This is a genomic window from Streptomyces sp. NPDC126497, assembly GCF_040302425.1.
Lineage (GTDB): Bacteria > Actinomycetota > Actinomycetes > Streptomycetales > Streptomycetaceae > Streptomyces.
Genome location: NZ_JBEORT010000002.1, coordinates 179,083 through 202,873 on the forward strand (window position 1 = coordinate 179,083; position 23,791 = coordinate 202,873).

Consider the following 23,791-nt stretch of genomic DNA (forward strand, 5'->3'; position numbering starts at 1 on the left):
GACCGGCCGGCGTTCCTGTGACAATCGGGGCCATGGAACGCAGCAGCACCACGCCGGGCGGCAGCACCCGCCGCGAGGCCACCCGGCAGAAGCTCTACGAGGCGGCCGTCACCCTCATCGCCGAGCAGGGCTTCTCCGCCACCACCGTGGACGAGATCGCCGAGCGTGCGGGGGTCGCCAAGGGCACCGTCTACTACAACTTCGCGAGCAAGTCGGTCCTCTTCGAGGAACTGCTGCGGCACGGCGTCGGCCTGCTGACCGCCTCGCTGCGGGAGGCGGCCGAGCGGACGGCCCGGGAGGGCGGCGGCAAGGTCGACGCCCTGGACGCGATGATCCGCGCGGGACTCGTCTTCATCGACCGCTACCCGGCCTTCACGCAGCTGTACGTGGCCGAGCTGTGGCGCACCAACCGGGCCTGGCAGTCCACGCTGCTGGTGGTGCGGCAGCAGGCCGTGGCGGTGGTCGAGGGCGTCCTGCGCGAGGGCGTGGCGAACGGCGAGTTCAGCGAGGAGATCGACGTCCCGCTGACGGCGGCGGCGCTGGTCGGCATGGTGCTGGTGGCCGCGCTGGACTGGAAGTCCTTCCAGCCGGAGCGCTCCCTGGACGATGTGCACGCGGCGCTGTCCCGGCTGCTGCAGGGCAGGGTCAGCGGCCGCCGCTGAGCCCCGGCGCGCGCGGAGGCGCCGGTCCGGTGACGGCCGCGTCCCCCGCGGGCCGCCGGCCGGACCGGCGCCTCTCGCTCCCCCGTGCGTTCCCCCGGAACCCCCGTTGCGGTCGTCCCCCGGGTCCCCCGTACCTCGCTCCCGCCGGCGGTGCCGGTGGAAGGAGCGGAACGCGGGCCCGTACCGTTCCGGCGCCCCGTGTCGCCGGTCCGGGGCCGGGCCCCTTTCCGTGGTTCCCACTCTCCCGTTCCCGCGGTTCCACTCCCATCCGCGCGTGTACTCAACTCGGCGGCTAGGTACGGGTACTCAGTGCCGCGTACGCGCGCCCACGGCCCGCTGCCGCCGGCCGGGGCCCGCGACGGGGGCGCGGGTACTCGGGGGCGGACCGCCGTCGGCGGCGGATAAAGTCCCTGGCATGGCACGGATTGCGGTGATCGGCGCCGGGATGGGCGCGATGGCGGCCGCCGCCCGGCTGGCCGTCGCGGGCCACCGGGTGGCGGTGTACGAGCGGACGGGGACGTACGGCGGTGCGCTGCGCCGCCTGGAGCGGGACGGGTTCGCCTTCGACACCGGGCCCGGGCTGCTCCCGCTGCCGGCGGTCTACCGCGACCTGTTCGTGAAGACCGGCAGGGAGCCGCTGGAGGCGTGCGTCGAGCTGGTCCAGGTCGACCCCTCGTCGCACCACGTGTTCGCGGACGGCACGCGCGTGTCGCTGCCGAACGCCTCGCGCGCGGGCGTGGTCTCCGCGCTGGAGGAGAGCCTCGGCGCGGACGCGGCCGGGCGCTGGGGCGACTTCCTGGTGCGGGCCCGGGAGACCTGGGACCGGTCGCGCCGTCCGCTGCTGGAGGAGCCGCTGTGGCCCGACTGGCGGGTCCTGGCCGAGCGCGAGCCGTATCCGGCGGTGCCCCGCAGGAGGTTCCTGCGCGCGCGCACGGCGGGCACGCTCGCGGAGGTCGGGGCGTGGGAGCTGCGCGATCCGCGGCTGGGCGCGCTGCTGGAGAGCCACGCGCTGGCGTACGGCCTCGATCCGCGCGACACCCCGGCGAGCGCGGCGGTGCTGCCGTACATGGAGCACGCCTTCGGCACCTGGTACGTGCGCGGTGGCATGCGGGAGCTGGCGCGGGCGGTGTACGAGCGGTGCGTGGCCCGCCGGGTGGAGTTCCGCTTCGGCGCGGAGGTCGCCGGGATCCTGGAGGAGGACGGCCGGGCGGCGGGGGTGGAGCTGGCGGACGGCTCGGTGGCGGAGGCCGACTTCGTGGTCGCCGGGGTGCCCCCGGAGGTGCTGGACCGGCTGGCCCGGGGAGCGCGGACGCGCGGTGACGGCGAGGTCCCGGCCCAGCGGGGGGCGGCGAGCCGGGTGACGCTGGCGCTGGCGCTGCGGGGCGGGCGTCCGGCGGGGACCCCGCACCGTACGGTCGTGCACGCACAGGACCGGGAGGCCGAGCTGGCGGCGCTGTCCGGTGCGTCCGGGAGCCCGCCCGCGCGGCCCACGGTCACGGTGCTGCGGCCGGACGACCCGGCGCTGGTCCCGGACGCCGGCCACGAGGCGGTCACGGTGACGTCGGTGGTGCCCGCCGGGGCCGGGGACGCCTGGGACGCGTACGCCGAGAACCTGATCTCCGTCGCCGGGCGGGCGATACCGGACCTGCGCGACCGGCTGCTGTGGCACGAGGTGCGCACCCCGGCCGACGTCGCCGGGGAGACCGGCGCGGAGGGCGGGGCGGTGCCGGCGCCGGCGCTGGCCGCGGCGGGCGGGCGGCTGCTGCACCCGGCCAACAGCACCGGGCTGCCGGGGCTGTTCACGGCCGGCGGCTGGTCCCATCCCGGCGGCGGGCTGCCGCACGCCGGGATGTCGGGGGCGCTGGTCGCCGGACTGATCGTGGAGGGGCCGGAGTTCCGCGGCTCGCGGTGACCGCGCTCAGAAGCGGTACTGCTCGTCGTACCCGTTGCCGCCGCCGTGCGGCTGTCCGTCGCCCTGGTACGGGTACTGCTGCTCGGGCGGGAGTTCACCGCCGTACGGTTCGTCGGTGCTGCGCTGCTGCGGGACCCACAGGCCGCCGGCCGGGGTCTCGCCGCCGTAGCCGCCGGCGTACGCGTCCTGGCCGTAGCCCTGCGGGGAGTACTGCTGGGGGTCGGCGTAGCCGGTGTCGTACGAGGTGTTCCCGTAGGCCGAGGTGCCGATGTACGGGTCGGAGTAGGCCGCGTACTGCTGCTGGCCCGTGGTGTCGTACCCCTGTTGCTGGCCGTAACCGGAGTAGTCGTAGGCGTGGTTCGGGTCGGCGCCCTGGCCGGCCGCCGCGTACTGGTCCTGCGCCGGGGCCGGGTACCCGGTGTCGCCGTAGACACCGTAGGAGCCGGTGTCGTCGGGCATGGGCTGCGGCTCGTAGACGGCGGTGGCCCCGGCGGCCTCCGGCCGGCCGGAGCGGGCGGCGGGCGTGAACACGTCGTCGCGGTCGTAGTCGTCGTCCGCGCGGTGGCCGTCGTCCCCGTCGCCCTGCCCGGCGCCGGACGCCTCCGGGGCGGACGCCTCCGGACCGGACGCCTCCAGGCCGGAGACCTCCAGGGTCGGCTCCCGGCGGCCGCGGTCGCCGCGGCGGCCCTTGGCGGCGGCCAGCGCCGGCGCGTTGACCGCCCAGCCGGCCGCGAAGCCGCGGCGGAACGACAGCGTCACATAGGTCTGGCCGACCGCGAAGGCCGCGGCGCCCAGCCCGATGACGATCACGGACGGGATCAGCACGCCGAGCACGACGCCCAGGAAGCCGGCGAAGGCCAGCAGCCGCCAGCGCAGGCGCGCCTTGTACTGCAGCAGCACCTCACCGAGCAGCCACAGCGCGACGACGCCGAACGCGATGTAGAGGACCGTCCAGCCCATGTACGCCCCTCTCCCAGTGGTCGCTACGCAGTGTGTCGTATGTCCGTGCGACCGGTCTAGGCCCGCAGTGGGTGGTGCAGGCCCAGGTTCTCGTAGATTTCCAGGGTCGCCGTGGAGTTGTTGAGCGTGATGAAGTGCAGTCCGGGCACTCCCTCGGCCAGCAGCCGGGCACAGAACTCCGTGGCGAACTCGATACCGATGGAGCGTACCGCCGCCGGATCGTCCTTCGCCGCGAGGATCCGCTCTTTGAGGGCCTCCGGGAACGAGGCGTTACTGAGCTGTGGCAACCTCTCCAGCATCTTCACACTGGTCACCGGCATGACCTCGGGGATCACCGGGGTCGCGCAGCCCGCCGCCTCGACCCGGTCGCGCAGCCGCAGATAGGACTCGGGCCGGAAGAACATCTGGGTGATCGCGTAGTCGGCGCCGGCCCGGCACTTGTCGACGAAGCGGGCGACGTCGCTGTCCCAGTCGGCCGAGCGCGGGTGCATCTCCGGGAAGGCGGCGACGCCGACGCAGAAGTCGCCGGACTCCTTGATGAGCCGGACGAGTTCGGCGGCGTAGGTCAGTCCCTGCGGGTGCGGCACCCAGTCGCCCATCGGGTCGCCGGGCGGGTCGCCGCGCACGGCGAGCATGTTGCGGATCCCGGCGTCGGCGTACTGGCCGATGATGTTGCGCAGCTCGGCGACGGAGTGGTCGACCGCGGTGAGGTGGGCGACCGGGGTGAGGGTGGTGTCGGCGACGATCTGCTGGGTCTCCTTGACCGTGCCGGCGCGCGTGGAGCCGCCCGCGCCGTAGGTCACGGAGACGAAGTCCGGTGCGACCGCCTCGACCCTGCGCAGCGCGCTCCACAGGTTCCGCTCGCCCTTGGGGGTCTTCGGCGCCGAGAACTCGAAGGAGTACGTCGTCTTGCCTGCGGCGAGCATGTCACGCACGGTGCGTGCGCGATCAGTCCTGATGGATGCGGTTCCGAGGGCCATACCGGCAGGTTAGCCAGGGGGCGGCGGTCCCCCAACCGGATGGGGGACATTTGTCCGGAATGCCGACTTGCTGTCCACCCCTTGGACAAACCTGAGACGCGCGGGCGTCATCCGGCGTCCGCGTGCGCCGCCTCCCGCAGCCGCTCGGCGAACTCGGCCGCCGCCGCTCCGGGGTCGTCCGCCTCGGTGAGGGCCCGCACGACGACGACCCGGCGGGCACCGGCGTCCAGGACCTGGTCGAGGTTGCCGAGGTTGATGCCGCCGATGGCGAACCAGGGGCGGTTGGTGCCGAGGGCGGCCGTGCGGCGGACCAGGTCGAGGCCGGGAGCGTGACGGCCGGGCTTGGTGGGGGTGGGCCAGCAGGGGCCGGTGCAGAAGTAGTCCACGCCGGGCTGGACGGCGGCCGCGGCGGCTTCGGACTCGGCGTGGGTGGAGCGGCCGATCAGGACGTCGTCGCCGAGGATGGCGCGGGCGGCGGGAACGGGGAGGTCGCCCTGGCCGAGGTGGAGGACGTCGGCCCCGGCGGCGTGGGCCACGTCCGCGCGGTCGTTGACCGCGAGCAGTCTGCCGTGCCGGGCGCAGGCGTCGGCGAGGACCGCCAGGTGCTCCAGTTCCTCGCCGGCCTCCATGCCCTTGTCCCGCAGCTGCACGATGTCGACCCCGCCGGCCAGGACCGCGTCCAGGAACTCCGCGAGATCGCCCTGCCGCGTGCGGGCGTCGGTGCACAGGTAGAGCCGGGCGCCGGCGAGCCGGGCGCGAGCGGTGTCGGTCATACGAGGTCCCCCCCGGGGTGTCGGCGGCGTACGGGCCCGGCGGGCCCGCGGTGTCGGCGGCGCGCTTTCCCCGGCCCGGCACCGGGCCGGGGAAAGCGCGCCGCAGGGGACCCTATGCCGCCGGCGCGGGTGTCCCCCGGCCGGGGTCCGTGCCCCGGCCGGCGGCCTTCGGACGTCCGGACGGCCGGGTGCGGGTCAGACCGCGAGCGCCTGGGCCCGGCGCTTCACCTCCGTGCCGCGGTTCTCACCGAGTGCCTGCGCGGGCGTGCCCGGCAGGGAGGGGTCGGGGGTGAAGAGCCACTCCAGCATCTCCTCGTCCGTGAAGCCGTCGTCCCGCAGGAGCGTCAGGGTCCCGGTCAGGCCCTTGACGACCTTGTCCCCGTCGATGAAGGCGGCGGGCACGTGCAGCGCGCGGTTCTCACCCCGGCGTACGGCGATGAGCTGGCCCTCCTTGACCAGCTGCCGGACGCGCGTCACCTCGACGCCGAGCATCTCGGCGATGTCGGGGAGGGTGAGCCAGGCGGGGACGAGAGCATCGATCTTTGCGTCAATCTCGGTCACGGGACAAGCGTGCCATCTGCCACCGACAGTCGGAAGTCAGCCCCGCCCGGACGGGCCCACCGCGGCCCCGGTCTCACGCGGTCGCCGACTTCAGGGGCCGCGCCGGGTCCGCCAGCAGCTCCGCGTCCATCGCCGTGCCCGCCTCGATCAGCCTGCGCCCCTGCGTCAGGTCCCGGGGCCGCCCCACCGCGAGCAGCGCGACCGGGCGGGACCCCCGCAGCCAGCAGACGCTCCACGCCGCCCCGGCGGGGTCCCCGCGCCACACCGCCCGGTCGGCGGCCGCGTGGTGCCCCGCGTACTGCACGAAGCGCCCGAACTGCTCGGACCAGAAGTACGGCACCGGGTCGTAGACCGCCGGCTCCCGGCCGCCGGGCGCACCCAGGATGTTCGCGGCGACCGTGCGCGGCCCCTGGAGGGCGTTGTCCCAGTGGTGGACCAGCAGGCGCTCGCCGTAGCGCGCGGACGGGAAGGACGCGCAGTCGCCGACCGCGTACACGTCCGGCAGCGAGGTCGCCAGACGGCGGTCGGCGACGACCTCCCCGTGCGCCCCGAGCTCGATCCCGGAGCCCGCCAGCCAGGCGGTGGCGGGCCGGGCGCCGATGCCGACGACCACGGCGCCCGCGGGCAGCCGCGTGCCGTCGTCCAGGAACACGGCGCCGGGCTCGGCGCGCTCCACGCGCGCACGGGTGCGCAGCGTGACGCCGGCGTCGGCGTACCAGGCGGCCATCGGGGCGGTCACCTCGGCGGGCAGCGCCTGGGCGAGCGGCCGTTCCCCGGCCTCCACGACGGTGACCGCGCAGCCCGCCTCGCGGGCCGCCGTGGCGAACTCCGCGCCGATCCAGCCGGCGCCGACCACCACGACGTCGTGCTGCCGCGCGAGCACCGGACGCAGCCGCGCGACGTCGTCCAGGGTGCGCAGCAGGTGCACGCCGGGGACGCCCTCCGTGCCCGGCAGCCGGACCGGTTCCGCCCCGGTGGCGACCACCAGGACGTCGTACGGGACGGGGCCGGCCTCCGTGTCCAGCTCGTGGTCGCCGGGGCGCAGGCCCCGCACCTCGCAGCCGAGCCGCAGGTCGACGCCGAGCTCCTCGAAGTCCACGTCGAAGGCGGAGTCCTCGGCCTCGCCGAGCAGCACCGCCTTGGACAACGGCGGCCTGTCGTACGGCTGGTGGGGTTCCGCGCCGATCAGGGTCACGGTGCCGGTGAAGCCCCGCTCCCGCAGGGCGACCGCGGTCTGCACGCCGGCCATGCCCGCGCCCGCCACCACCACCCGCCGCGGACCGGACCGTCCCGGTTCCTGTCTCTGCTCGCTCACCCGCTCACCTTAGACACCCGGCGCGGCACCGTTCAGGCGAGCTGCTCCACCACGCTCGTCCCGCTGCCCGGCTGCGACTCCCACTCCCAGCTCTCCTCCAGCCGCACCCGCCCGTCGGGCAGTTCCACGACCGTCGACACGCAGTGCCCCGAGGAGGTCGTGCCGTCCCGCTTGAGCTGCACGTACCGGAAGTCCAGCCGGTCCCCGGCGCGGGTGCCCACCAGATGTCCGCGCACGACGTCGCCGCCCGCGTACTCGGCCCAGACCTCGCCGTCCCGCTCGTGGTAGACGAAGCGGGTGCGGGTGCCGACCTGGCCGGGGGCCTGGTCGGCCACGGGGGCGAGGACGAGTCCGTCGAGGGAGCGTGCCACTGGGGAGTCCTTACGGGCGCGTTGCTAGGGTGTGGTCAACGTACAAGCACTCGCGGGAGCCCGGACGCACCGGGCTGAGAGGGAGGCTGACGGCCTCCGACCGTACGCACCTGATCCGGGTCATGCCGGCGAAGGGAGGAGCTGGACGCCCATGTCGCCCACGCGCACCTCGGACGTCCTCGTCGTCGGGGGCGGGATCATCGGTCTGGTCACGGCCTGGCGGGCCGCGCAGCGCGGTCTCGCCACCACCGTGGTGGACCCCGAGCCGGGCGGCGGCGCCGCCCGGGTGGCCGCCGGGATGCTGGCCGCCGTCACGGAACTGCACTACGGCGAGGAGACCCTGCTCGGTCTGAACCTCGCCTCCGCGCGGCGCTACCCCGCCTTCGCGGCCGAGCTGACCGAGTTCACCGGCCACGGTCTCGGCTACCGCGCGTGCGGCACGCTCGCCGTGGCGCTGGACGCCGACGACCGGGCCCACCTGCGGGAACTGCACGCGCTGCAGCAGCGGTCGGGGCTGGAGTCGCAGTGGCTGTCGGGGCGCGAGTGCCGCCGTCTGGAGCCGATGCTCGCGCCGGGGGTGCGCGGCGGTCTGCGGGTGGACGGCGACCACCAGATCGACCCGCGACGGCTGGCGGCCGCCCTGGTGACCGCCTGTGAGCGTTCGGGCGTCGTCGTCCACCGTGCGCGGGCCGAGCGGCTCGTGGTCGCCGGGGACCGCGCGACGGGCGTCGTCACGGCCGACGGCACCGGGCTGGGCGCCGGGCAGGTGGTGCTCGCTGCGGGCAGCCTCAGCGGGCGGCTCGCGGGCGTGCCCGCGGACGTCCTGCCTCCCGTGCGTCCCGTGAAGGGCCAGGTGGTACGGCTGACGATGCCCGGCCGCCACGGCCCGTTCCTGAGCCGGACCGTGCGGGCCGTGGTGCGCGGCAGCCACGTCTACCTGGTGCCGCGCGAGAACGGCGAGCTGGTGATCGGGGCGACCAGCGAGGAGACGGGCTGGGACACCACGGTGACCGCGGGCGGCGTGTACGAGCTGCTGCGCGACGCCCACGAGCTGGTCCCCGGGATCACCGAGCTGCCGCTGACCGAGACCCGGGCCGGACTGCGCCCCGGCTCCCCCGACAACGCGCCCCTGCTCGGCCCGACGGAGCTCGAGGGGCTGCTCCTGGCCACCGGCCACTACCGCAACGGCGTCCTGCTGACGCCGGTCACCGGCGACGCCATGGCGGAGGTCCTCACCACCGGGACCCTGCCGGAGGCGGCCCGTCCCTTCAGTCCCCGGCGCTTCGGCGCCGCCGTCCGCACGGAGCAGCCCGCATGAACGTCTCGGTCAACGGGGAGCGCCGGGAGTTCGCGCCCGGCACGGCTCTCGACCTCGTGGTGAGGTCCCTCACCGCGGCGCCCTCCGGGGTCGCCGCCGCCCTCAACGAAACCGTCGTCCCGCGCGCGCAGTGGTCCGCCACCCCCCTCAGCGAGGGCGACCGCGTGGAAGTCCTGACCGCCGTCCAGGGAGGCTGACCATGGCCGACGATCCGTTCCTCCTCGGCGGTACGTCCTTCACGTCCCGCCTGATCATGGGCACCGGCGGGGCGCCGAGCCTCGATGTGCTGGAACGGGCGCTGGTGGCGTCCGGGACGGAGCTGACGACCGTCGCGATGCGGCGGGTGGACCCCTCGGTGCGGGGGTCCGTGCTGTCGGTGCTGGAGAGGCTGGGCATCCGGGTGCTGCCGAACACGGCGGGGTGCTTCACCGCCGGGGAGGCCGTGCTCACCGCGCGTCTCGCGCGGGAGGCGCTCGGCACGGACCTGATCAAGCTGGAGGTCATCGCCGACGAGCGGACCCTGCTGCCGGATCCGGTCGAGCTGCTGGACGCGGCGGAGACGCTGGTCGACGACGGGTTCACGGTGCTGCCGTACACCAACGACGATCCGGTGCTGGCGCGGAAGCTGGAGGACGCCGGGTGCGCGGCGATCATGCCGCTGGGGTCGCCGATCGGGTCGGGGCTGGGGATCCGCAATCCGCACAACTTCGAGCTGATCGTGGAGCGGGCGGGGGTGCCGGTGATCCTGGACGCCGGGGCGGGGACCGCGTCCGACGCGGCGCTGGCGATGGAGCTGGGCTGCGCGGGGGTGATGCTGGCGTCGGCGGTCACCCGGGCGCAGGAGCCGGTGCTGATGGCCTCCGCGATGCGGTGTGCGGTGGAGGCGGGGCGGCTGGCGCGGCTGGCGGGGCGGATTCCCCGGCGGTGGTTCGCCGAGGCGTCGTCCCCTGCGGAGGGCATGGCCGTGCTGGATCCGGAGCGGCCCGCGTTCTGACGGCGCGGGGACGTCGGCCGGGCGGGGGCGGGTCGCGCTGCCCGGCGCCGACGGGGTCCCTCCCCCGCTCCCGGCTCCGCTGGAGCGGAGGGCCCCCACCGCCCACCCGTGCCGCCCCGGGGGCACCTCCCGGGCCTTCGAGGCACCGGGGGAGGCACGACCGCCCGCGGCCGCGCCCGGTCACGCACGTCACAGGTCCGCTGCAACGGACGCCGGACGGGGCGGGGGTGTCGGCGGGGGCTCGTAGACTCGGGGCGTGGACACGACCCTTCAGGACCCTCTGGTCGGGCAGGTGCTCGACGGCCGGTATCGCGTCGAGGCGCGGATCGCGGTCGGCGGGATGGCCACGGTCTACCGGGCCGTGGACACCCGCCTGGACCGCGTCCTCGCGCTCAAGGTGATGCACCCCTCCCTCGCGGCCGACGGCTCGTTCGTCGAGCGGTTCATCCGTGAGGCGAAGTCGGTCGCCCGGCTGGCCCACCCGAACGTGGTGCAGGTCTTCGACCAGGGCACCGACGGGGCGTACGTCTACCTGGCGATGGAGTACGTCGCCGGCTGCACCCTGCGGGACGTGCTGCGCGAGCGCGGCGCTCTCCAGCCGCGGGCCGCGCTGGACATCCTGGAGCCGGTGCTGGCCGCCCTCGGCGCCGCGCACCGGGCCGGGTTCGTGCACCGGGACATGAAGCCCGAGAACGTGCTGATCGGGGACGACGGCCGGGTGAAGGTCGCCGACTTCGGACTGGTCCGCGCGGTGGACTCGGTGACCAACACCACGGGCACCGTGCTGGGCACGGTCTCCTACCTGGCCCCGGAGCAGATCGAGAACGGCGTCGCCGACCCCCGCGTGGACGTCTACGCCTGCGGCATCCTGCTGTACGAGATGCTGACCGGCGAGAAGCCGCACGACGGGGACTCCCCCGCGGTCGTCCTCTACAAGCACCTGCACGACGACGTGCCGGCCCCGTCGGCCGCCGTGCCCGGCATGGCGTACGAGCTGGACGGGCTGGTCGCGTCGGCGACCGCCCGCGATCCCGGGGCGCGTCCTCAGGACGCGGTGGCGCTGCTCGCGCGGGTCCGCGCGGGGCGCGGCCGGCTCACCGCCGAACAGCTCGACACGGTGCCGCCGCAGGCGCTGACGACGGAGCACGACAACGCCGACGACCGTACGAGCGTCGTCCCGCGCTCGCTCGGCGTCCCCCGTCCGCTGCCCGTCGACGAGGACGACGGGGGCGCGGTCCCCCTGCACCGCACCAGCCGGTTCCCGTCCCCGCCGCCGCTGCCGCCCCGGCGCCGGACGGCGCTGCGGCGCGGGCCGATGGCCGTCGTGGTGGCCGTGCTGCTGGTCCTCGGGGTCGGCACGGGGATCTGGTACATCAACTCCGGCCAGTTCACCAAGGTCCCGCCGCTGCTGGGGAAGACCGAGCAGGAGGCCGGGGACCGGCTGGCGGACGCCGGGCTGGACGTCGGGCAGGTGGAGGAGGCGTTCAGCGACACGGTGGAGCGGGGCACGGTGATCAGCACCGACCCGGAGGCGGGCGCCCGCGTCCGCGGCGACGACCCGGTGTCGCTGACCCTCTCCAAGGGCCCGCGGACCGTGCGGGTGCCCGACCTCGACGGCTATCCGCTGGACAGGGCGCGGGACCTGCTCGAGGACGACGGCCTGGAGCCCGGCATGGTGACCCGGGAGTTCAGCGGGACCGTGGCCCGGGGCTCGGTGGTCTCCACGGAGCCGGGCAAGGGCACGAAGGTCCGCGCGGGCTCGGCGGTGGCGCTGACCGTGAGCAAGGGCAGCCCGGTGGACGTGCCGGACGTGACCGGTGACGACGCGGCGGACGCCCGCGCGGAGCTGGAGGAGGCCGGCCTCGAGGTGCGGATCGCCGCCGAGCGGGTCAACTCCGGGCACGACGCCGGCCGGGTGGCCCGGCAGACCCCGGGCGCGGGGCGGCAGGCCGCCGAGGGCGACACCGTGACGCTGACGCTGTCCAAGGGCCCGGAGATGATCGAGGTGCCGGACGTGATCGGCGACAGCGTGGACGAGGCCAAGGAGAAGCTGAAGGACGCCGGGTTCGACGTGGACGAGGACCGCGGGCTGCTCGGGCTGTTCGGCGACACCGTCAAGGGCCAGTCCGTGGACGGCGGGGACACCGCGCCGAAGGGCTCGACGATAACCATCGAGATCCGCTGACCGGCGGGGCCCGCGCGCGTGACACCCTTGAGGGGTGAAGAGTCACCTGTCCGGCCCCGCCCGCAACCCGGTCGGCGGCCACGTCCCCGTGGCCGGCGGCCTGCACTCCGTCGGCCTGTCCTACGCCCGTGAGCTGAACGCCGAGGCGGTGCAGGTCTTCGTCGCCAACCCGCGCGGCTGGGCCACCCCGGCCGGCAACCCGAAGCAGGACGAGGCGTTCCGCGCGGCCTGCGCTCAGGCGTCGATCCCGGCGTATGTGCACGCCCCCTACCTGATCAACTTCGGGTCCCACACCGAGGCGACCGTCGAGCGGTCCGTGGAGTCGCTGCGGCACTCGCTGCGGCGCGGCCGGGAGATCGGCGCGCTGGGCGTGGTGGTGCACACGGGCAGCGCGACCGGCGGCCGGGAGCGGGCGGTGGCGCTGCGGCAGGTGCGGGAGCACGTGCTGCCGCTGCTCGACGAGCTCACCCGTGACGACGACCCGTTCCTGCTGCTGGAGTCGACGGCCGGACAGGGCTCCTCACTGTGCTCGCGGACCTGGGACTTCGGGCCGTACTTCGAGGCGCTGGACGCCCATCCGAAGCTGGGCGTCTGTCTGGACACCTGCCACATCTTCGCGGCCGGCCACGACCTGACCGGGTCGGACGGGATGCACCGGACGCTGGACCTGCTGGTGGACACCGTCGGCGAGGGCCGGCTGAAGCTGATCCACGCCAACGACTCCCTGGACGTGGTCGGCGCGCACAAGGACCGGCACGCCAACATCGGCGCCGGGCACATCGGCGAGGACCCGTTCCGGGCGCTGATGACGCACCCGGCGACCGAGGGCGTACCGCTGGTCATCGAGACGCCCGGCGGCAAGGAGGGGCACGCGGCGGACGTGGAGCGGCTGAAGAAGCTCCGGGACGCCTGAGGAGCTCTCCGGGTCAGAGCTCGGGACCCTCCCCGGGCTCCTCCTGGTAGGAGTAGCGCTGCTCCTTCCAGGGATCGCCGATGTTGTGGTAGCCGCGCTCCTCCCAGAAGCCCCGGCGGTCGGCGGTCATGTACTCCACGCCGCGGACCCACTTGGGGCCCTTCCACGCGTACAGATGGGGGACGATCAGCCGCAGCGGGAAGCCGTGCTCGGCGGTGAGCAGCTCGCCGTCCTTGTGGGTGGCGAAGAGGGCCCGTTCGGAGGTGAAGTCGGCCAGCCGCAGGTTGGAGCTGAAACCGTACTCCGCCCAGACCATCACATGGGTGACGTCCGGCGCGGGCGGGGCGATGTCCACGACGGTGCGCGCCGGGATCCCGCCCCACTCGGCGCCGACCATGCTGAACTTGGTGACGCAGTGCAGATCGGCCTCGACGGTGGTGTACGGCAGGGCCGTGAACTCCTCGTGGTTCCAGGAGTGCTTCGCGCCGTCGGCGGTGGCGCCGAAGACCCGGAACTCCCAGCGCTCGGGCCGGAACTTGGGGACCGGTCCGTAGTGCGTGACCGGCCAGCCCCTCTGCAGTCGCTGTCCCGGCGGGAGCTCGAGATGCGCCGCTCCTCCTGCTGTGCGCTCCCCCGATTCGCGTTCCGCCGGCTGCCCCATGCCTCCATCCTGACAGACCGGTGGCGATGCTCCCGAACCGGGCCCGGCAGATTCGGTCAAACAGGCACACAACCTGCCAAGCACGGCCTTACTTACTAAGTAATGACTTACTGGACGATCTTCTCCGTCGGTGCAATCATGCGCCCCAACCGGCCAGTCCCCCCGCGCGGAAGGAGCCCATGCGATGCAGGGCGACCCCGAGGTCATCGAATTCCTCAACGAACAGCTGACCGCCGAGCTCACGGCGATCAACCAGTACTTCCTGCACTCGAAGCTGCAGGACCACAAGGGCTGGACGAAACTCGCGGAGTACACGCGCGCCGAGTCCTTCGACGAGATGCGCCACGCCGAGCTGCTCACCGACCGCATCCTGCTGCTCGACGGCCTGCCGAACTACCAGCGGCTGTTCCACGTCCGGGTCGGGCAGACCGTGACCGAGATGTTCCAGGCCGACCGGGAGATCGAGCTCGAGGCGATCGACCGGCTGCGCCGCGGAGTGGAGGTCATGCGCACCAAGGGCGACATCACGTCGGCCAACGTCTTCGAGGCGATCCTGGCCGACGAGGAGCACCACATCGACTACCTGGACACCCAGCTGGAACTGATCGAGAAGATGGGCGAGGCGCTGTACCTGTCGACGGTCGTCCAGCAGTCCCAGCCGGATTCGTCGGGTCCGGGGACGGGCGGCTTCTCGACGCACTAGCTGTCCGGCGGATCGGGTCGGAGGGAACCGACGGTGCTCCACGGCCCGGGTGAGCGGGGCCCGGTGGGTCCGGCCGCACGGCGGAGGAGGGCGACGACGCGAGGGGGCTCCCCCCGCGCGGGGGCAGCCGGGCGCGGGGGAGCCGGCGACCGACGACAACGCCGCGGACGGGCGTCCCGGGCCCCGCGTCCCCGGCATGATCCGCCGGACGGGCCCCAGGTGCGCCGACCGGCCCTCAGGCCGCTTCGGGGAGCTCGGCCGTCAGCGGCTGCCCGGCCCCGTCGGCCGGCTGCCGGCGCGGACAGGCGCCGCGGCCGAGCAGCGCCTGGATGCGCCGCACACAGCCGCCGCAGTCGGTGCCCGCCTTGCAGGCGGAGGCGATCTGCCGGGGCGTGCACGCTCCGGCGTCCGCGTGACTCCTCACCTGTTCCTCGGTCACACCGAAGCAACTGCAGACGAACACGCGGTTCACCTCCCGGGGAAGTACCTGGTCGAGCCGGACCGACCCCTGGTCGGTGAGGCTAACCTAACCTTACCTTTCGCCCGGAGGGCACAGAAGCGGGGTGGGGCGCCGTCCCGTGTGATACGCGCCCCACCCCTGCGGCCGGTGTCACCGGCTACTGGTCGCGGTACATCTCCGCGACCAGGAAGGCCAGGTCCAGCGACTGGCTGCGGTTGAGCCGCGGGTCGCAGGCCGTCTCGTAGCGCTGGTGCAGATCGTCGACGAAGATCTCGTCACCGCCGCCCACGCACTCGGTGACGTCGTCGCCGGTGAGCTCCACGTGGATGCCGCCCGGGTGGGTGCCGAGCCCCTTGTGGACCTCGAAGAAGCCCTTGACCTCGTCGAGCACGTCGTCGAAGCGGCGGGTCTTGTGGCCGGAGGCCGCCTCGAAGGTGTTGCCGTGCATCGGGTCGGTCACCCAGGCCACCGTGGCGCCGGACGCGGTGACCTTCTCGACCAGCTCGGGCAGCTTGTCGCGGATCTTGTCCGCGCCCATCCGGACGATGAAGGTCAGCCGGCCGGGCTCGCGCTCGGGGTCGAGGCGCTCGATGTACTGCAGCGCCTCCTCGGCCGTGGTGCTCGGGCCGAGCTTGATGCCGATCGGGTTGCGGATCCTCGAGGCGAACTCGATGTGCGCGTGGTCCAGCTGCCGGGTGCGCTCGCCGATCCACACCATGTGCGCGGAGACGTCGTAGAGCTGTCCGGTGCGCGAGTCGACGCGGGTGAGCGCGGACTCGTAGTCGAGCAGCAGCGCCTCGTGCGAGGAGAAGAACTCGACGGTCTTGAACTCCTCCGGATCGGTGCCGCAGGCCCGCATGAAGTTCAGCGCGTTGTCGATCTCGCGGGCGAGCTGCTCGTAGCGCTGGCCGGACGGCGACGACTTCACGAAGTCCTGGTTCCAGGCGTGCACCTGGCGCAGGTCGGCGTAGCCGCCGGTGGTGAAGGCGCGCACCAGGTTCAGCGTGGACGCCGACGCGTGGTACATCCGCTTCAGCCGCTCGGGGTCCGGGATCCGGGCCTCTTCGGTGAAGTCGAACCCGTTGACGGAGTCGCCCCGGTAGGTGGGCAGCGTCACGCCGTCACGGGTCTCGGTGGGCTTGGAGCGCGGCTTGGAGTACTGGCCGGCGATCCGGCCGACCTTCACGACCGGCACCGAGGCCGCGTACGTCAGCACGGCGCCCATCTGGAGCAGCGTCTTGAGCTTGTTGCGGATGTGATCGGCGGACACGGCGTCGAAGGCCTCGGCACAGTCGCCGCCCTGGAGGAGGAACGCCTCTCCCTTGGCGACGGACGCCATCCGGGCGCGCAGCTGGTCGCACTCGCCCGCGAAGACGAGCGGCGGATACGACTCGAGGTCCGCGATCACATCGCGCAGAGCCTCGGCATCGGGGTACTCGGGCTGCTGCGCCGCGGGCAGGTCTCGCCAGGTGTTGCCAGCGCTCGCGCTGGGCTTAGCGTTCACGGTCACGCCCTCCACACTACGGGGTGCTTTCGCGGCCACCGGGCCGTGCCCAGAAAGTGAGACACGGGATACGTTCCGTGGACATGGGGTAGGGTGCGTCGCATGTTCGCGCACTCGACCCAGAACTGGTGGTGGCCCGCTTCTCCGGCGGCCCACTGACTGCGCGTACGCACAGACTGCGCGAAGGCCGCCCGAGGGGCGGCCTTCGGCGTTTCCCGGGGTCGTTCCTCACGCTCACGACAGCGACGAGACGAGGGACACCCACCATGGACCTGGCACAGCTCCCGCACGACGACCGCCCCTTCGCCCTGCTGCGCCGCCGCACGCCGGGCCACGATCACGACGTGGTCGAGCTGCTGGTCGGCCCGGCCGGCACCCGTGACCGCCTGGCCGACCTGCCCGACGAGTGCCTGGCGGTGGTCCCCTTCCGGCAGATCCGCGAGCGCGGCTTCGACGTCCGCGACGACGGCACCCCGCTGCTGGTGCTGACGCCCGAGGAGCGGTACGAGATCCCGCTCGCCGAGGCCCTCGACCGGCTCCCCGCCCACGACGTCCGGGTGGAGGGCGGCGGCTTCGACGTCGGCGACGAGGAGTACGCGCGGATCGTCGGACGGGTCCTCGACGAGGAGATCGGGCGGGGCGAGGGCGCCAACTTCGTGATCCGGCGGACGTACGAGGGCGGGATCCCCGGGTTCGGGCGGGCCGACGCGCTGGCGCTGTTCCGGCGCCTCCTCGAGGGCGAGCGGGGCGCGTACTGGACGTTCGTCGTCCACACCGGGGACCGGACGCTGGTCGGGGCGAGCCCCGAGGTGCACGTCCGGGCGGCCGGCGGGACGGTCGTGATGAACCCGATCAGTGGCACCTACCGCTATCCGGACGGGGGGCCGACCCCGGAGCACCTGCTGGAGTTCCTCGCCGACGGCAAGGAGATCGAGGAGCTGTCGATGGTCGTCGACGAGGAGCTCAAGATGATGTGCACCGTCGGCGACATGGGCGGGGTCGTGGTCGGGCCCCGGCTGAAGGAGATGGCGCACCTCGCGCACACCGAGTACGAGCTGCGCGGCCGGTCCTCGCTGGACGTGCGGGAGGTGCTGAGGGAGACCATGTTCGCGGCGACCGTGACCGGGTCGCCGGTGCAGAACGCCTGCCGGGTGATCGAACGGCACGAGGTGGGCGGGCGCCGCTACTACGCGGGCGCGCTGGCCCTCGTCGGCCGCGACGAGGGCGGGGCCCAGACGCTGGACTCCCCCATCCTGATCCGCACCGCCGACATCGACGCGTCCGGACGGCTGCGGGTGCCGGTCGGGGCCACGCTGGTGCGCGGCTCGGACCCGGCGGGCGAGGTCGCGGAGACCCACGCCAAGGCGGCCGGGGTGCTGGCCGCGCTGGGGGTGCGCCCCGGGCGCCCGCGCGGGGAGTCCGTGCGGCCGAAGCTGGCCGACGACCCCCGGGTGCGGGCGGCGCTGGACGCGCGGCGGGCCTCCCTGGCGCCGTTCTGGCTGCGGATGCAGGAGCGGCCGGACGCGCCGGCCGGGCACGCCCTGGTCGTCGACGGGGAGGACACCTTCACCGCGATGCTCGCCCACCTGCTGCGCGCCGCCGGGCTGGACGTGACCGTCCGGCGCTACGACGAGCCCGGGCTGCGGGAGACGGTCCTGGCGCACGAGGGTCCGCTGGTGCTGGGCCCCGGTCCGGGCGACCCGTCCGACACGGCCGACCCGAAGATGCGGTTCCTGCGCGCGCTGACCGCCGACGTGCTCCTCCCCCACGCGCGGCACGGTGTCCTCGGCGTCTGCCTCGGCCACGAGCTGATCGCGGCCGAGCTGGGCCTGGAGATCGTCCGCAAGGAGGTGCCGTACCAGGGGGCGCAGACCGGGATCGACCTGTTCGGGCGGCCGGAGACGGTCGGCTTCTACAACAGCTTCGTGGCGCGCTGCGACGAGGACGCCGCGCGGGAGCTGGCCGCGCACGGCGTCGAGGTGAGCCGCGCCGCGAACGGCGAGGTGCACGCGCTGCGCGGGGAGGGCTTCGCCGGGGTGCAGTTCCACCCCGAGTCGGTGCTGACCCTGAACGGCGCGGCGATCGTCCGCGAGCTGGTGGGTCAGCTGCGGGGCACCAGGACGTTCTCGGAGCGGCGGCCGGCGGTGTAGTCGAGGACGTTGTTCACCGTGGTCTCGACGATCTGCCCGACGGCGTCCACGGTGTAGTACGCCTGGTGGGACGTCACCAGCACGTTGGGGAACGTGACGAGGCGGGCCAGGGTGTCGTCGTCGACGGCCTCCAGGGACTTGTCGAGGAAGAACAGGCCCGCCTCCGCCTCGTACACGTCCAGGCCGACGCCCGTGAAGCGGCCGGCGCGCAGCTCGGTGACGAGGGCCGCGGTGTCGATGAGGCCGCCCCGGCTGGAGTTCACCAGGATCGCGTCGTCCCGCATCGTCTTCAGCGCGTCGGCGTCGATGAGGTGCTGGGTCGCGGGCAGCAGCGGGACGTGCAGGCTGATCAGGTCGGACTCGGCGAGGAGCCGCTCCTTGGGGACGTAGGTCATGCCGAGGTCCAGGCAGGCGGGGTTCTCGACGACGTCCCAGCCGAGCAGCCGCATGCCGAAGCCGCGGGCGATCCGGGCGAACGCCTCGCCGATCTTCCCGGTGCCGAGGATCCCGGCGGTGCGGCCGTGCAGGTCGCGGCCCATCAGTCCGTCGAGCCGGAAGTCGAAGTCGCGGGTGCGGGTGGAGGCGCGGACCACCCGGCGGTTGACGGCCATGGCGAGCGTCCAGGCGAACTCGGCGACCGAGTGGGGCGAGTAGGACGACACCCGGGCGATCGTCATGCCGAGCCGTTCGGCGACCTCCAGGTCGATGTTGTTGAAGCCGGTGGAGCGCTGGGCGACCATCCGGGTGCCGCCGGCCGCGAGGTCGGAGAGCACCTCGGCGCCGAGGTCGCAGTTGACGCTGGTGGAGATGACCTCGTGGCCGGCGGCGATGGGGGCGGTGTCCGCGTTGAGGAAGACGTCGAGGCCGCGCACCTCGTGGTGACCCGCGAAGGCCCGCTCCACCAGGGGCTTCTCGTCGGCCTGCACTCCGAACGCCAGGATCTCCACGGTTCCCTCCGGGGGTTGTGTTGCCGTACGCGCGAATATACGGGTGTCCCTGAGCCGTTCGGGGCAGGCACGGGGGCGCTCTACACGTCGTCGAGGCCGCGCTCTATGGCGTAGCGGACGAGCTCGACGCGGTTGTGCAGCTGGAGCTTGCCGAGGGTGTTCTGCACGTGGTTCTGCACCGTGCGGTGGGAGATGACGAGCCGTTCGGCGATCTGCTTGTAGCTGAGGCCCTTGGCGACCAGGCGCAGCACCTCGGTCTCGCGGTCGGTCAGCCGGGGCGCCCCCGGTTCGCCGGCGGGGGCGGGCCCCGCCGGTTCGGAGGCGAGGCGGCGGTACTCGCCGAGGACCAGTCCGGCCAGGCCGGGGGTGAACACCGGGTCGCCGACGGCCGTACGGCGCACCGCGTCCCGCAGCTCCTCGGTGGAGGCGGACTTCAGCAGGTAGCCGGTGGCGCCGGACTTCACCGCCTCCAGGACGTCGGCGTGCTCGCCGCTCGCCGAGAGCACGAGCACCCGGACCGCGGGGTTCGCGGCGACGACCTCCTTGCAGACCTGGACGCCCGGCTTGCCGGGCAGGTTCAGGTCGAGGACGAGGACGTCGGGCACGACGGCCTTGGCGCGGCGCACCGCCTGGTCGCCGTCGCCGGCGGTGGCGACGACCTCGAAGCCCGACTCGGAGAGGTCGCGGGCGACGGCGTCGCGCCACATGGGGTGGTCGTCGACCACCATGACCTCGATCGGGTCCTCGTGGTTCCCGGTGCCGTCCGTCATCGCCGTTCCGCCTTCCCCCGCGGGTGATCCGCTTCCTTCGCGCCCTTGGGCACCTTCAGTTCGACCTCCGTGCCCTGCCCCGGCACCGAGATCAGGTCCGCGCTTCCGCCGAGGTCGCGCAGCCGGCCCCGGATGGACAGGGCCACGCCGAGCCGGCCCTCGCCCTCGGCCTGGGCGAGCCGGCCCTCGGGGATGCCGGGGCCGTCGTCGCGGACGGTGACGATCACCTCGTCCGGCTCGTCCTCGACCAGGATCCAGGCGCGTGCCTCCCGTCCGGCGTGCCGGCGGACGTTGTCCAGGGCGGCCCCGACGGCGGCGGCCACCTCCCGCGCGGCGGCCGGCGCCAGCCGCACCGGTGCTCCCGGCTCGGCGAGGCTGACCAGGGACCCGGCGTAGGGGGCGAGCAGGGTGCGCAGGTCGACCGGCTCGTCGCCTGCGGTGTCGTCCTCGTCCACGGCCCGCACGACGGCGCCCTCGGCGGCGTCCTCCGAGGCCCGGGAGACGGGGACGAGCCCGCCGGAGACCAGGGTGCGCAGGGCGATCTCCTGCTCCCCGGCCAGCCGGCCCAGTTCGGCGGCCTCCCCGCCGATCACCGCGCCGCGCCGCTGCACCATGGCCAGCACCTGGAGCACGCTGTCGTGGATGTCCCGCGCGAGCCGCTCCCGCTCCCTGGTCGCGGCCTCGATCTCCAGGGCGCGGGCCAGGGTGCGCTCGGAGGCGCGGGCGACCTCGACGACGTAGCCGATGGCGATGGAGGCGACCCACACGAGGATCACGTTGTGCACGGTGTCGCGGGCGGGGGTGCCGCGCTCGATCAGGTTGGCGACGGCGACGAGGGTGGAGGCGAGGGCCGCCCAGCGCCAGCCGCCCTTGATGGCGAAGGCGAGCACCGATCCGGCGGTCCAGATGGACGGCAGGGTCGGGCCGCCCTCGTGGATGCGCTCGGGCGCGTCGGCGAGGGGCGTGAGCAGGATGCCGACGAGCGCGATGGTCAGGTCGGCGGTGAGGAAGCGCTTGGTGCAGGCGGCCTCGCCCGCGGTCCTGGGCAGGGTGGCCAGGGTCCACACCGTGAGGACGGCGAAGTAGCCGACGGCCGGCCAGGGGCGGGGGAACTCCTCGTAGGCGGTGGCGAACAGGCCGATCGCGTACACCAGGGCGAGGACCCGGTAACCGGTGAGCGCGCGCCACAGCGGCTGCTCGACCGACATGCGCATGACTCGCTCGCGCCTGGTCATGTCCCCCAACTCCCCCCTGGGCCCCGTCTAGGGGTCGGACCGTCGTCCGTTCGGCCGCTCCCGGCCGGCCTGCTCCATCGCGGCCTTCAGCTTCTCGGCCTGTTCCCTCTCCGCGCGGGCGAGCGCGGCCTTCGCCGCCCGCTCCGCCTCCTTCTCGGCCTTGGCCGCCTCCGAGAGCTGACGCTTCATGGCGGTGGCGTAGACGTCGACGTACTCCTGGCCGGACAGCTTCATGATCTCGTACATGACCTCGTCGGTCACCGCGCGCAGCACGAAGCGGTCGTGCTCCATGCCCTGGTAGCGGGTGAAGTCCAGCGGCCGGCCGATCCGGATGCCGGGCCGCATCAGCTTCGGCATCACCTGTCCGGGCGGCTGGATCTTCTCCGTGTCGATCATCGCGACCGGGATCACGGGCGCCCCGGTGGCCAGCGCCACGCGCGCGAGGCCGCCCGGCTTGCCCCGGTAGAGACGGCCGTCGGGCGAGCGGGTGCCCTCCGGGTAGATCCCGAACAGCTCACCGCGCTGCAGCACCTCTATGCCGCTCCTGATCGCCGCCTCGCCCGCGCCGCGCGCGCCGGAGCGGTCCACCGGGAGCTGGCCCACGCCCTTGAAGAAGGCGGCCGTCAGCCGGCCCTTCACGCCCGGGGTGGTGAAGTACTCGGCCTTGGCGATGAAGGTGACCTTGCGGTCCAGTACGGCCGGCAGGAAGAAGGAGTCGGAGAACGACAGGTGGTTGCTGGCCAGGACGGCCGGGCCCTCGGCGGGGATGTTCTCCAGGCCCTCCACCCAGGGCCTGAAGGCGAGCTTCAACGGCCCTCCGATGGCGACCTTCATCGTGCCGTACAACAACCGAGTGCCTCCTGTGCGTGTTGGTCAGACCATATCCCGGAGCGACGCCCGAGGGCCCGACGGCCCTGGTCGGTGTCAGTGCGGTCGCGTACGGTGAAGGTCCTGCAACCCGTGTGCGGCGCCTGCCGCGATCATCGTGACGTGCCAGCCCCTTCCTACGAACAGGAGGCCGAAGGTGCCGCTCCTGACCGGAGCCGAGCCGTTCCGCCACGAGGGCGGGGAGACCGCCGTCCTCCTCTGCCACGGCTTCACCGGTTCACCGCAGTCGCTGCGCCCCTGGGCGGAGCATCTCGCCGCACGTGGTCTGACCGTCTCGCTGCCGCTGCTGCCCGGGCACGGCACCCGATGGCAGGACCTCTCGGTCACCGGCTGGCAGGACTGGTACGCGGAGGTGGACCGCGCGCTGCGGCTGCTGCTGGACCACCGCGAGCGGGTCTTCGTCGCCGGCCTGTCGATGGGCGGCGCGCTGGCGCTGCGGCTGGCCGCGCTGCACGGTGACGCGGTGAGCGGGGTGATGCTCGTCAACCCCGCGAACAAGGTGCACGGGGTGGCCGCGCACGCCCTTCCGGTGCTCCGCCACCTCGTCCCGGCGACGAAGGGCATCGCGAGCGACATCGCCAGGCCGTCGAGCAGGGAGCTCGGCTACGACCGGGTGCCGCTGCACGCGGCGCACTCCCTGCGGAACTTCTTCCGCCTCGTGGACGGCGAGCTGCCCCGGGTCACCCAGCCCCTGCTGCTCATGCGCAGCCCGCAGGACCACGTGGTGCCGCCGGCGGACTCGGCGCGGATCCTCGGCCGGGTGTCGTCGGCGGACGTCACGGAGGTCCTGCTGGAACAGAGCTACCACGTGGCGACGTTGGACCATGACGCGGAGCGGATCTTCCAGGAGAGCACCGCGTTCATCGGCCGGCTCGCGCCCGGCGCCGTCGGAGACCCCGGTCTCGGCAAGGAAGGGACGACCGCAGGTGGCTGAGCACGACTCGGACCGCGAGGACCGCGAGGGCCGTGAGGACCGCGAGCCCGAGGAGAAGGGGGCCCCCTTCGACGAGACCGCCGCGTGGGAGGCGATCGTCGCCGGGTACGGCGAGGAGCCGCCGGACCCGCCGGGCGCCAAGCCGTTCAAGTCGGTCGAGGACCTCGCCCTGCTGGAGCCCGAGACGAACGAGGGCGGGGTGGAGGCCGAGGCGCCCCGGAAGGCCGAGGACAAGCCGGCCAAGCCGCTGGGCGGTTCCGTCTCCTTCGCGCCCGGCGTCGGCGGCCCGCGCGACTACAGCGTGGCCGAGCCCTCGGACGACGGCCCCGACGAGTCCGACGAGGGCCACTTCGTCCCGCCCGAGCCGCCCCCGCTGCCGGATGCCGACGTCACCTCCAGGTTCGCCTGGCTGGGGGTGCTCGGCGGTCCGCTCCTGCTCCTGCTGGCGACGCTGCTCGGCTGGGAGATGACCTGGTGGCTGACCACCCTGTGCATCGGCGGCTTCCTGGGCGGCTTCGCCACGCTGGTGACGCGCATGCGCACGGACGACGAGGACGACGACGATCCGGGCCGGGGCGCGGTGGTCTGAGGGCCG

At 73.8% G+C, this 23,791-nt stretch carries 25 protein-coding genes and 1 riboswitch; of the genes, 12 read left to right on the forward strand and 13 right to left on the reverse strand.

What is annotated here, in order from left to right; all coding sequences use genetic code 11:
- The first annotated feature begins 32 nt into the window (after positions 1-32).
- Both ABTY20_RS01955 and ABTY20_RS01960 read left to right on the forward strand, forming a co-directional pair.
- On the forward strand, positions 33-662 hold the full coding sequence (locus ABTY20_RS01955) for a TetR/AcrR family transcriptional regulator (protein WP_351995061.1): 630 nt from the start codon (positions 33-35) through the stop codon (positions 660-662).
- Positions 663-1,077: 415 nt separating this feature from the next.
- Entirely contained in the window at positions 1,078-2,574 is a 1,497-nt protein-coding gene (locus ABTY20_RS01960) for a phytoene desaturase family protein (protein WP_351995062.1), read from the forward strand.
- 6 nt (positions 2,575-2,580) lie between these two features.
- Here the strand turns inward: ABTY20_RS01960 and ABTY20_RS01965 are convergent, their stop codons facing one another.
- From ABTY20_RS01965 to ABTY20_RS01990, 6 genes are all read right to left on the reverse strand, one after another.
- The gene (locus tag ABTY20_RS01965) at positions 2,581-3,534 is read right to left on the reverse strand and encodes an SCO2102 family sporulation regulator (protein ID WP_351995063.1); all 954 of its coding nucleotides are present in this window, start codon (positions 3,532-3,534) and stop codon (positions 2,581-2,583) included.
- Between the two features lie 56 nt (positions 3,535-3,590).
- Positions 3,591-4,514 carry a methylenetetrahydrofolate reductase [NAD(P)H] gene (gene metF / locus ABTY20_RS01970; protein WP_351995064.1) on the reverse strand — a complete coding sequence of 308 codons (924 nt, stop codon included), beginning with the start codon at positions 4,512-4,514 and terminating at the stop codon, positions 3,591-3,593.
- Positions 4,515-4,621: 107 nt separating this feature from the next.
- Positions 4,622-5,287 (reverse strand): thiamine phosphate synthase, encoded by a 666-nt coding sequence (gene thiE, locus ABTY20_RS01975; protein ID WP_351995065.1) that lies wholly within the window; start codon positions 5,285-5,287, stop codon positions 4,622-4,624.
- A 195-nt stretch (positions 5,288-5,482) separates the two neighbouring features.
- Complete coding sequence (locus ABTY20_RS01980) at positions 5,483-5,848, reverse strand: Rv2175c family DNA-binding protein (RefSeq protein WP_351995066.1); 366 nt, start codon at positions 5,846-5,848, stop codon at positions 5,483-5,485.
- Positions 5,849-5,921: 73 nt separating this feature from the next.
- A complete protein-coding gene (locus ABTY20_RS01985; RefSeq protein WP_351995067.1) occupies positions 5,922-7,163 on the reverse strand; it encodes an NAD(P)/FAD-dependent oxidoreductase in 1,242 nt (413 codons plus the stop codon).
- A gap of 32 nt (positions 7,164-7,195) precedes the next feature.
- Positions 7,196-7,534, reverse strand: coding sequence for an avidin-fold protein (locus ABTY20_RS01990; RefSeq protein ID WP_351995068.1), 339 nt, complete (start codon positions 7,532-7,534; stop codon positions 7,196-7,198).
- Positions 7,535-7,576: 42 nt separating this feature from the next.
- A riboswitch (TPP riboswitch) is annotated at positions 7,577-7,689 on the forward strand.
- Here ABTY20_RS01990 and thiO point away from each other — a divergent pair.
- The 5 genes from thiO to ABTY20_RS02015 all read left to right on the forward strand — a co-directional run bounded on the left by thiO (position 7,686) and on the right by ABTY20_RS02015 (position 12,944).
- On the forward strand, positions 7,686-8,852 hold the full coding sequence (gene thiO, locus ABTY20_RS01995) for a glycine oxidase ThiO (protein WP_351995069.1): 1,167 nt from the start codon (positions 7,686-7,688) through the stop codon (positions 8,850-8,852). Its footprint overlaps the riboswitch before it by 4 nt.
- The gene (gene thiS / locus ABTY20_RS02000) at positions 8,849-9,049 is read left to right on the forward strand and encodes a sulfur carrier protein ThiS (RefSeq protein WP_351995070.1); all 201 of its coding nucleotides are present in this window, start codon (positions 8,849-8,851) and stop codon (positions 9,047-9,049) included. Before thiO ends, thiS begins: the two co-directional genes overlap by 4 nt.
- Positions 9,050-9,051: 2 nt before the next feature.
- Positions 9,052-9,846, forward strand: coding sequence for a thiazole synthase (locus ABTY20_RS02005; protein WP_351995071.1), 795 nt, complete (start codon positions 9,052-9,054; stop codon positions 9,844-9,846).
- 256 nt (positions 9,847-10,102) lie between these two features.
- Positions 10,103-12,031, forward strand: coding sequence for a Stk1 family PASTA domain-containing Ser/Thr kinase (gene pknB / locus ABTY20_RS02010; RefSeq protein ID WP_351995072.1), 1,929 nt, complete (start codon positions 10,103-10,105; stop codon positions 12,029-12,031).
- Between the two features lie 34 nt (positions 12,032-12,065).
- Positions 12,066-12,944 (forward strand): deoxyribonuclease IV, encoded by an 879-nt coding sequence (locus ABTY20_RS02015; RefSeq protein ID WP_351995073.1) that lies wholly within the window; start codon positions 12,066-12,068, stop codon positions 12,942-12,944.
- A 13-nt stretch (positions 12,945-12,957) separates the two neighbouring features.
- Here the strand turns inward: ABTY20_RS02015 and ABTY20_RS02020 are convergent, their stop codons facing one another.
- On the reverse strand, positions 12,958-13,605 hold the full coding sequence (locus ABTY20_RS02020) for a sulfite oxidase-like oxidoreductase (protein ID WP_351995074.1): 648 nt from the start codon (positions 13,603-13,605) through the stop codon (positions 12,958-12,960).
- Positions 13,606-13,789: 184 nt separating this feature from the next.
- Here ABTY20_RS02020 and bfr point away from each other — a divergent pair, with 184 nt between their 5' ends.
- The gene (bfr, locus tag ABTY20_RS02025; RefSeq protein WP_351995075.1) at positions 13,790-14,308 is read left to right on the forward strand and encodes a bacterioferritin; all 519 of its coding nucleotides are present in this window, start codon (positions 13,790-13,792) and stop codon (positions 14,306-14,308) included.
- Positions 14,309-14,543: 235 nt separating this feature from the next.
- On the opposite strand, the gene ABTY20_RS02030 is transcribed toward bfr, so the two are convergent.
- Both ABTY20_RS02030 and ABTY20_RS02035 read right to left on the reverse strand, forming a co-directional pair.
- Positions 14,544-14,780, reverse strand: a complete 237-nt coding sequence (locus tag ABTY20_RS02030) for a (2Fe-2S)-binding protein (protein WP_351995076.1) — start codon at positions 14,778-14,780, stop codon at positions 14,544-14,546.
- Between the two features lie 145 nt (positions 14,781-14,925).
- Positions 14,926-16,278: a class II 3-deoxy-7-phosphoheptulonate synthase gene (locus ABTY20_RS02035; RefSeq protein ID WP_351995077.1), complete on the reverse strand. Its 1,353-nt coding sequence runs from the start codon at positions 16,276-16,278 to the stop codon at positions 14,926-14,928.
- Positions 16,279-16,374: 96 nt separating this feature from the next.
- Here ABTY20_RS02035 and ABTY20_RS02040 point away from each other — a divergent pair, with 96 nt between their 5' ends.
- Together ABTY20_RS02040 and ABTY20_RS02045 are read left to right on the forward strand one after the other, a co-directional pair.
- Positions 16,375-16,431, forward strand: coding sequence for a trp operon leader peptide (locus ABTY20_RS02040; RefSeq protein WP_107062014.1), 57 nt, complete (start codon positions 16,375-16,377; stop codon positions 16,429-16,431).
- Positions 16,432-16,538: 107 nt separating this feature from the next.
- The gene (locus ABTY20_RS02045; RefSeq protein WP_351995078.1) at positions 16,539-18,422 is read left to right on the forward strand and encodes an anthranilate synthase family protein; all 1,884 of its coding nucleotides are present in this window, start codon (positions 16,539-16,541) and stop codon (positions 18,420-18,422) included.
- Here ABTY20_RS02045 and ABTY20_RS02050 read toward each other — a convergent pair.
- The 4 genes from ABTY20_RS02050 to ABTY20_RS02065 form a co-directional block, all read right to left on the reverse strand.
- Entirely contained in the window at positions 18,374-19,369 is a 996-nt protein-coding gene (locus ABTY20_RS02050; protein WP_351995079.1) for a 2-hydroxyacid dehydrogenase, read from the reverse strand. The genes ABTY20_RS02045 and ABTY20_RS02050 overlap by 49 nt on opposite strands.
- An 80-nt stretch (positions 19,370-19,449) precedes the next feature.
- A complete protein-coding gene (locus ABTY20_RS02055; protein ID WP_351995080.1) occupies positions 19,450-20,139 on the reverse strand; it encodes a response regulator in 690 nt (229 codons plus the stop codon).
- Positions 20,136-21,374, reverse strand: coding sequence for a MacS family sensor histidine kinase (gene macS / locus ABTY20_RS02060; protein WP_351995081.1), 1,239 nt, complete (start codon positions 21,372-21,374; stop codon positions 20,136-20,138). Before macS ends, ABTY20_RS02055 begins: the two co-directional genes overlap by 4 nt.
- 27 nt (positions 21,375-21,401) lie before the next feature.
- The gene (locus tag ABTY20_RS02065; RefSeq protein WP_351995137.1) at positions 21,402-22,208 is read right to left on the reverse strand and encodes a lysophospholipid acyltransferase family protein; all 807 of its coding nucleotides are present in this window, start codon (positions 22,206-22,208) and stop codon (positions 21,402-21,404) included.
- A 190-nt stretch (positions 22,209-22,398) separates the two neighbouring features.
- Between ABTY20_RS02065 and ABTY20_RS02070 the strand changes: the two genes are divergently transcribed.
- Both ABTY20_RS02070 and ABTY20_RS02075 read left to right on the forward strand, forming a co-directional pair.
- On the forward strand, positions 22,399-23,196 hold the full coding sequence (locus ABTY20_RS02070) for an alpha/beta hydrolase (protein ID WP_351995082.1): 798 nt from the start codon (positions 22,399-22,401) through the stop codon (positions 23,194-23,196).
- A complete protein-coding gene (locus ABTY20_RS02075) occupies positions 23,189-23,785 on the forward strand; it encodes a hypothetical protein (protein ID WP_351995083.1) in 597 nt (198 codons plus the stop codon). The genes ABTY20_RS02070 and ABTY20_RS02075 overlap by 8 nt, the downstream gene beginning before the upstream one ends.
- Positions 23,786-23,791: the final 6 nt, after the last annotated feature.

Excerpts from the sequence above, each read along its gene's own strand:
- ABTY20_RS01955 (WP_351995061.1), top strand. The coding sequence starts at position 33 with ATGGAACGCAGCAGCACCACGCCGGGCGGCAGCACCCGCCGCGAGGCC.
- ABTY20_RS01960 (WP_351995062.1), top strand. The coding sequence starts at position 1,078 with ATGGCACGGATTGCGGTGATCGGCGCCGGGATGGGCGCGATGGCGGCC.
- ABTY20_RS01965 (WP_351995063.1), bottom strand. The coding sequence starts at position 3,534 with ATGGGCTGGACGGTCCTCTACATCGCGTTCGGCGTCGTCGCGCTGTGG.
- metF (WP_351995064.1), bottom strand. The coding sequence starts at position 4,514 with ATGGCCCTCGGAACCGCATCCATCAGGACTGATCGCGCACGCACCGTG.
- thiE (WP_351995065.1), bottom strand. The coding sequence starts at position 5,287 with ATGACCGACACCGCTCGCGCCCGGCTCGCCGGCGCCCGGCTCTACCTG.
- thiO (WP_351995069.1), top strand. The coding sequence starts at position 7,686 with ATGTCGCCCACGCGCACCTCGGACGTCCTCGTCGTCGGGGGCGGGATC.
- thiS (WP_351995070.1), top strand. The coding sequence starts at position 8,849 with ATGAACGTCTCGGTCAACGGGGAGCGCCGGGAGTTCGCGCCCGGCACG.
- ABTY20_RS02005 (WP_351995071.1), top strand. The coding sequence starts at position 9,052 with ATGGCCGACGATCCGTTCCTCCTCGGCGGTACGTCCTTCACGTCCCGC.
- ABTY20_RS02020 (WP_351995074.1), bottom strand. The coding sequence starts at position 13,605 with ATGGGGCAGCCGGCGGAACGCGAATCGGGGGAGCGCACAGCAGGAGGA.
- bfr (WP_351995075.1), top strand. The coding sequence starts at position 13,790 with ATGCAGGGCGACCCCGAGGTCATCGAATTCCTCAACGAACAGCTGACC.
- ABTY20_RS02045 (WP_351995078.1), top strand. The coding sequence starts at position 16,539 with ATGGACCTGGCACAGCTCCCGCACGACGACCGCCCCTTCGCCCTGCTG.
- ABTY20_RS02055 (WP_351995080.1), bottom strand. The coding sequence starts at position 20,139 with ATGACGGACGGCACCGGGAACCACGAGGACCCGATCGAGGTCATGGTG.
- macS (WP_351995081.1), bottom strand. The coding sequence starts at position 21,374 with ATGACCAGGCGCGAGCGAGTCATGCGCATGTCGGTCGAGCAGCCGCTG.
- ABTY20_RS02065 (WP_351995137.1), bottom strand. The coding sequence starts at position 22,208 with ATGAAGGTCGCCATCGGAGGGCCGTTGAAGCTCGCCTTCAGGCCCTGG.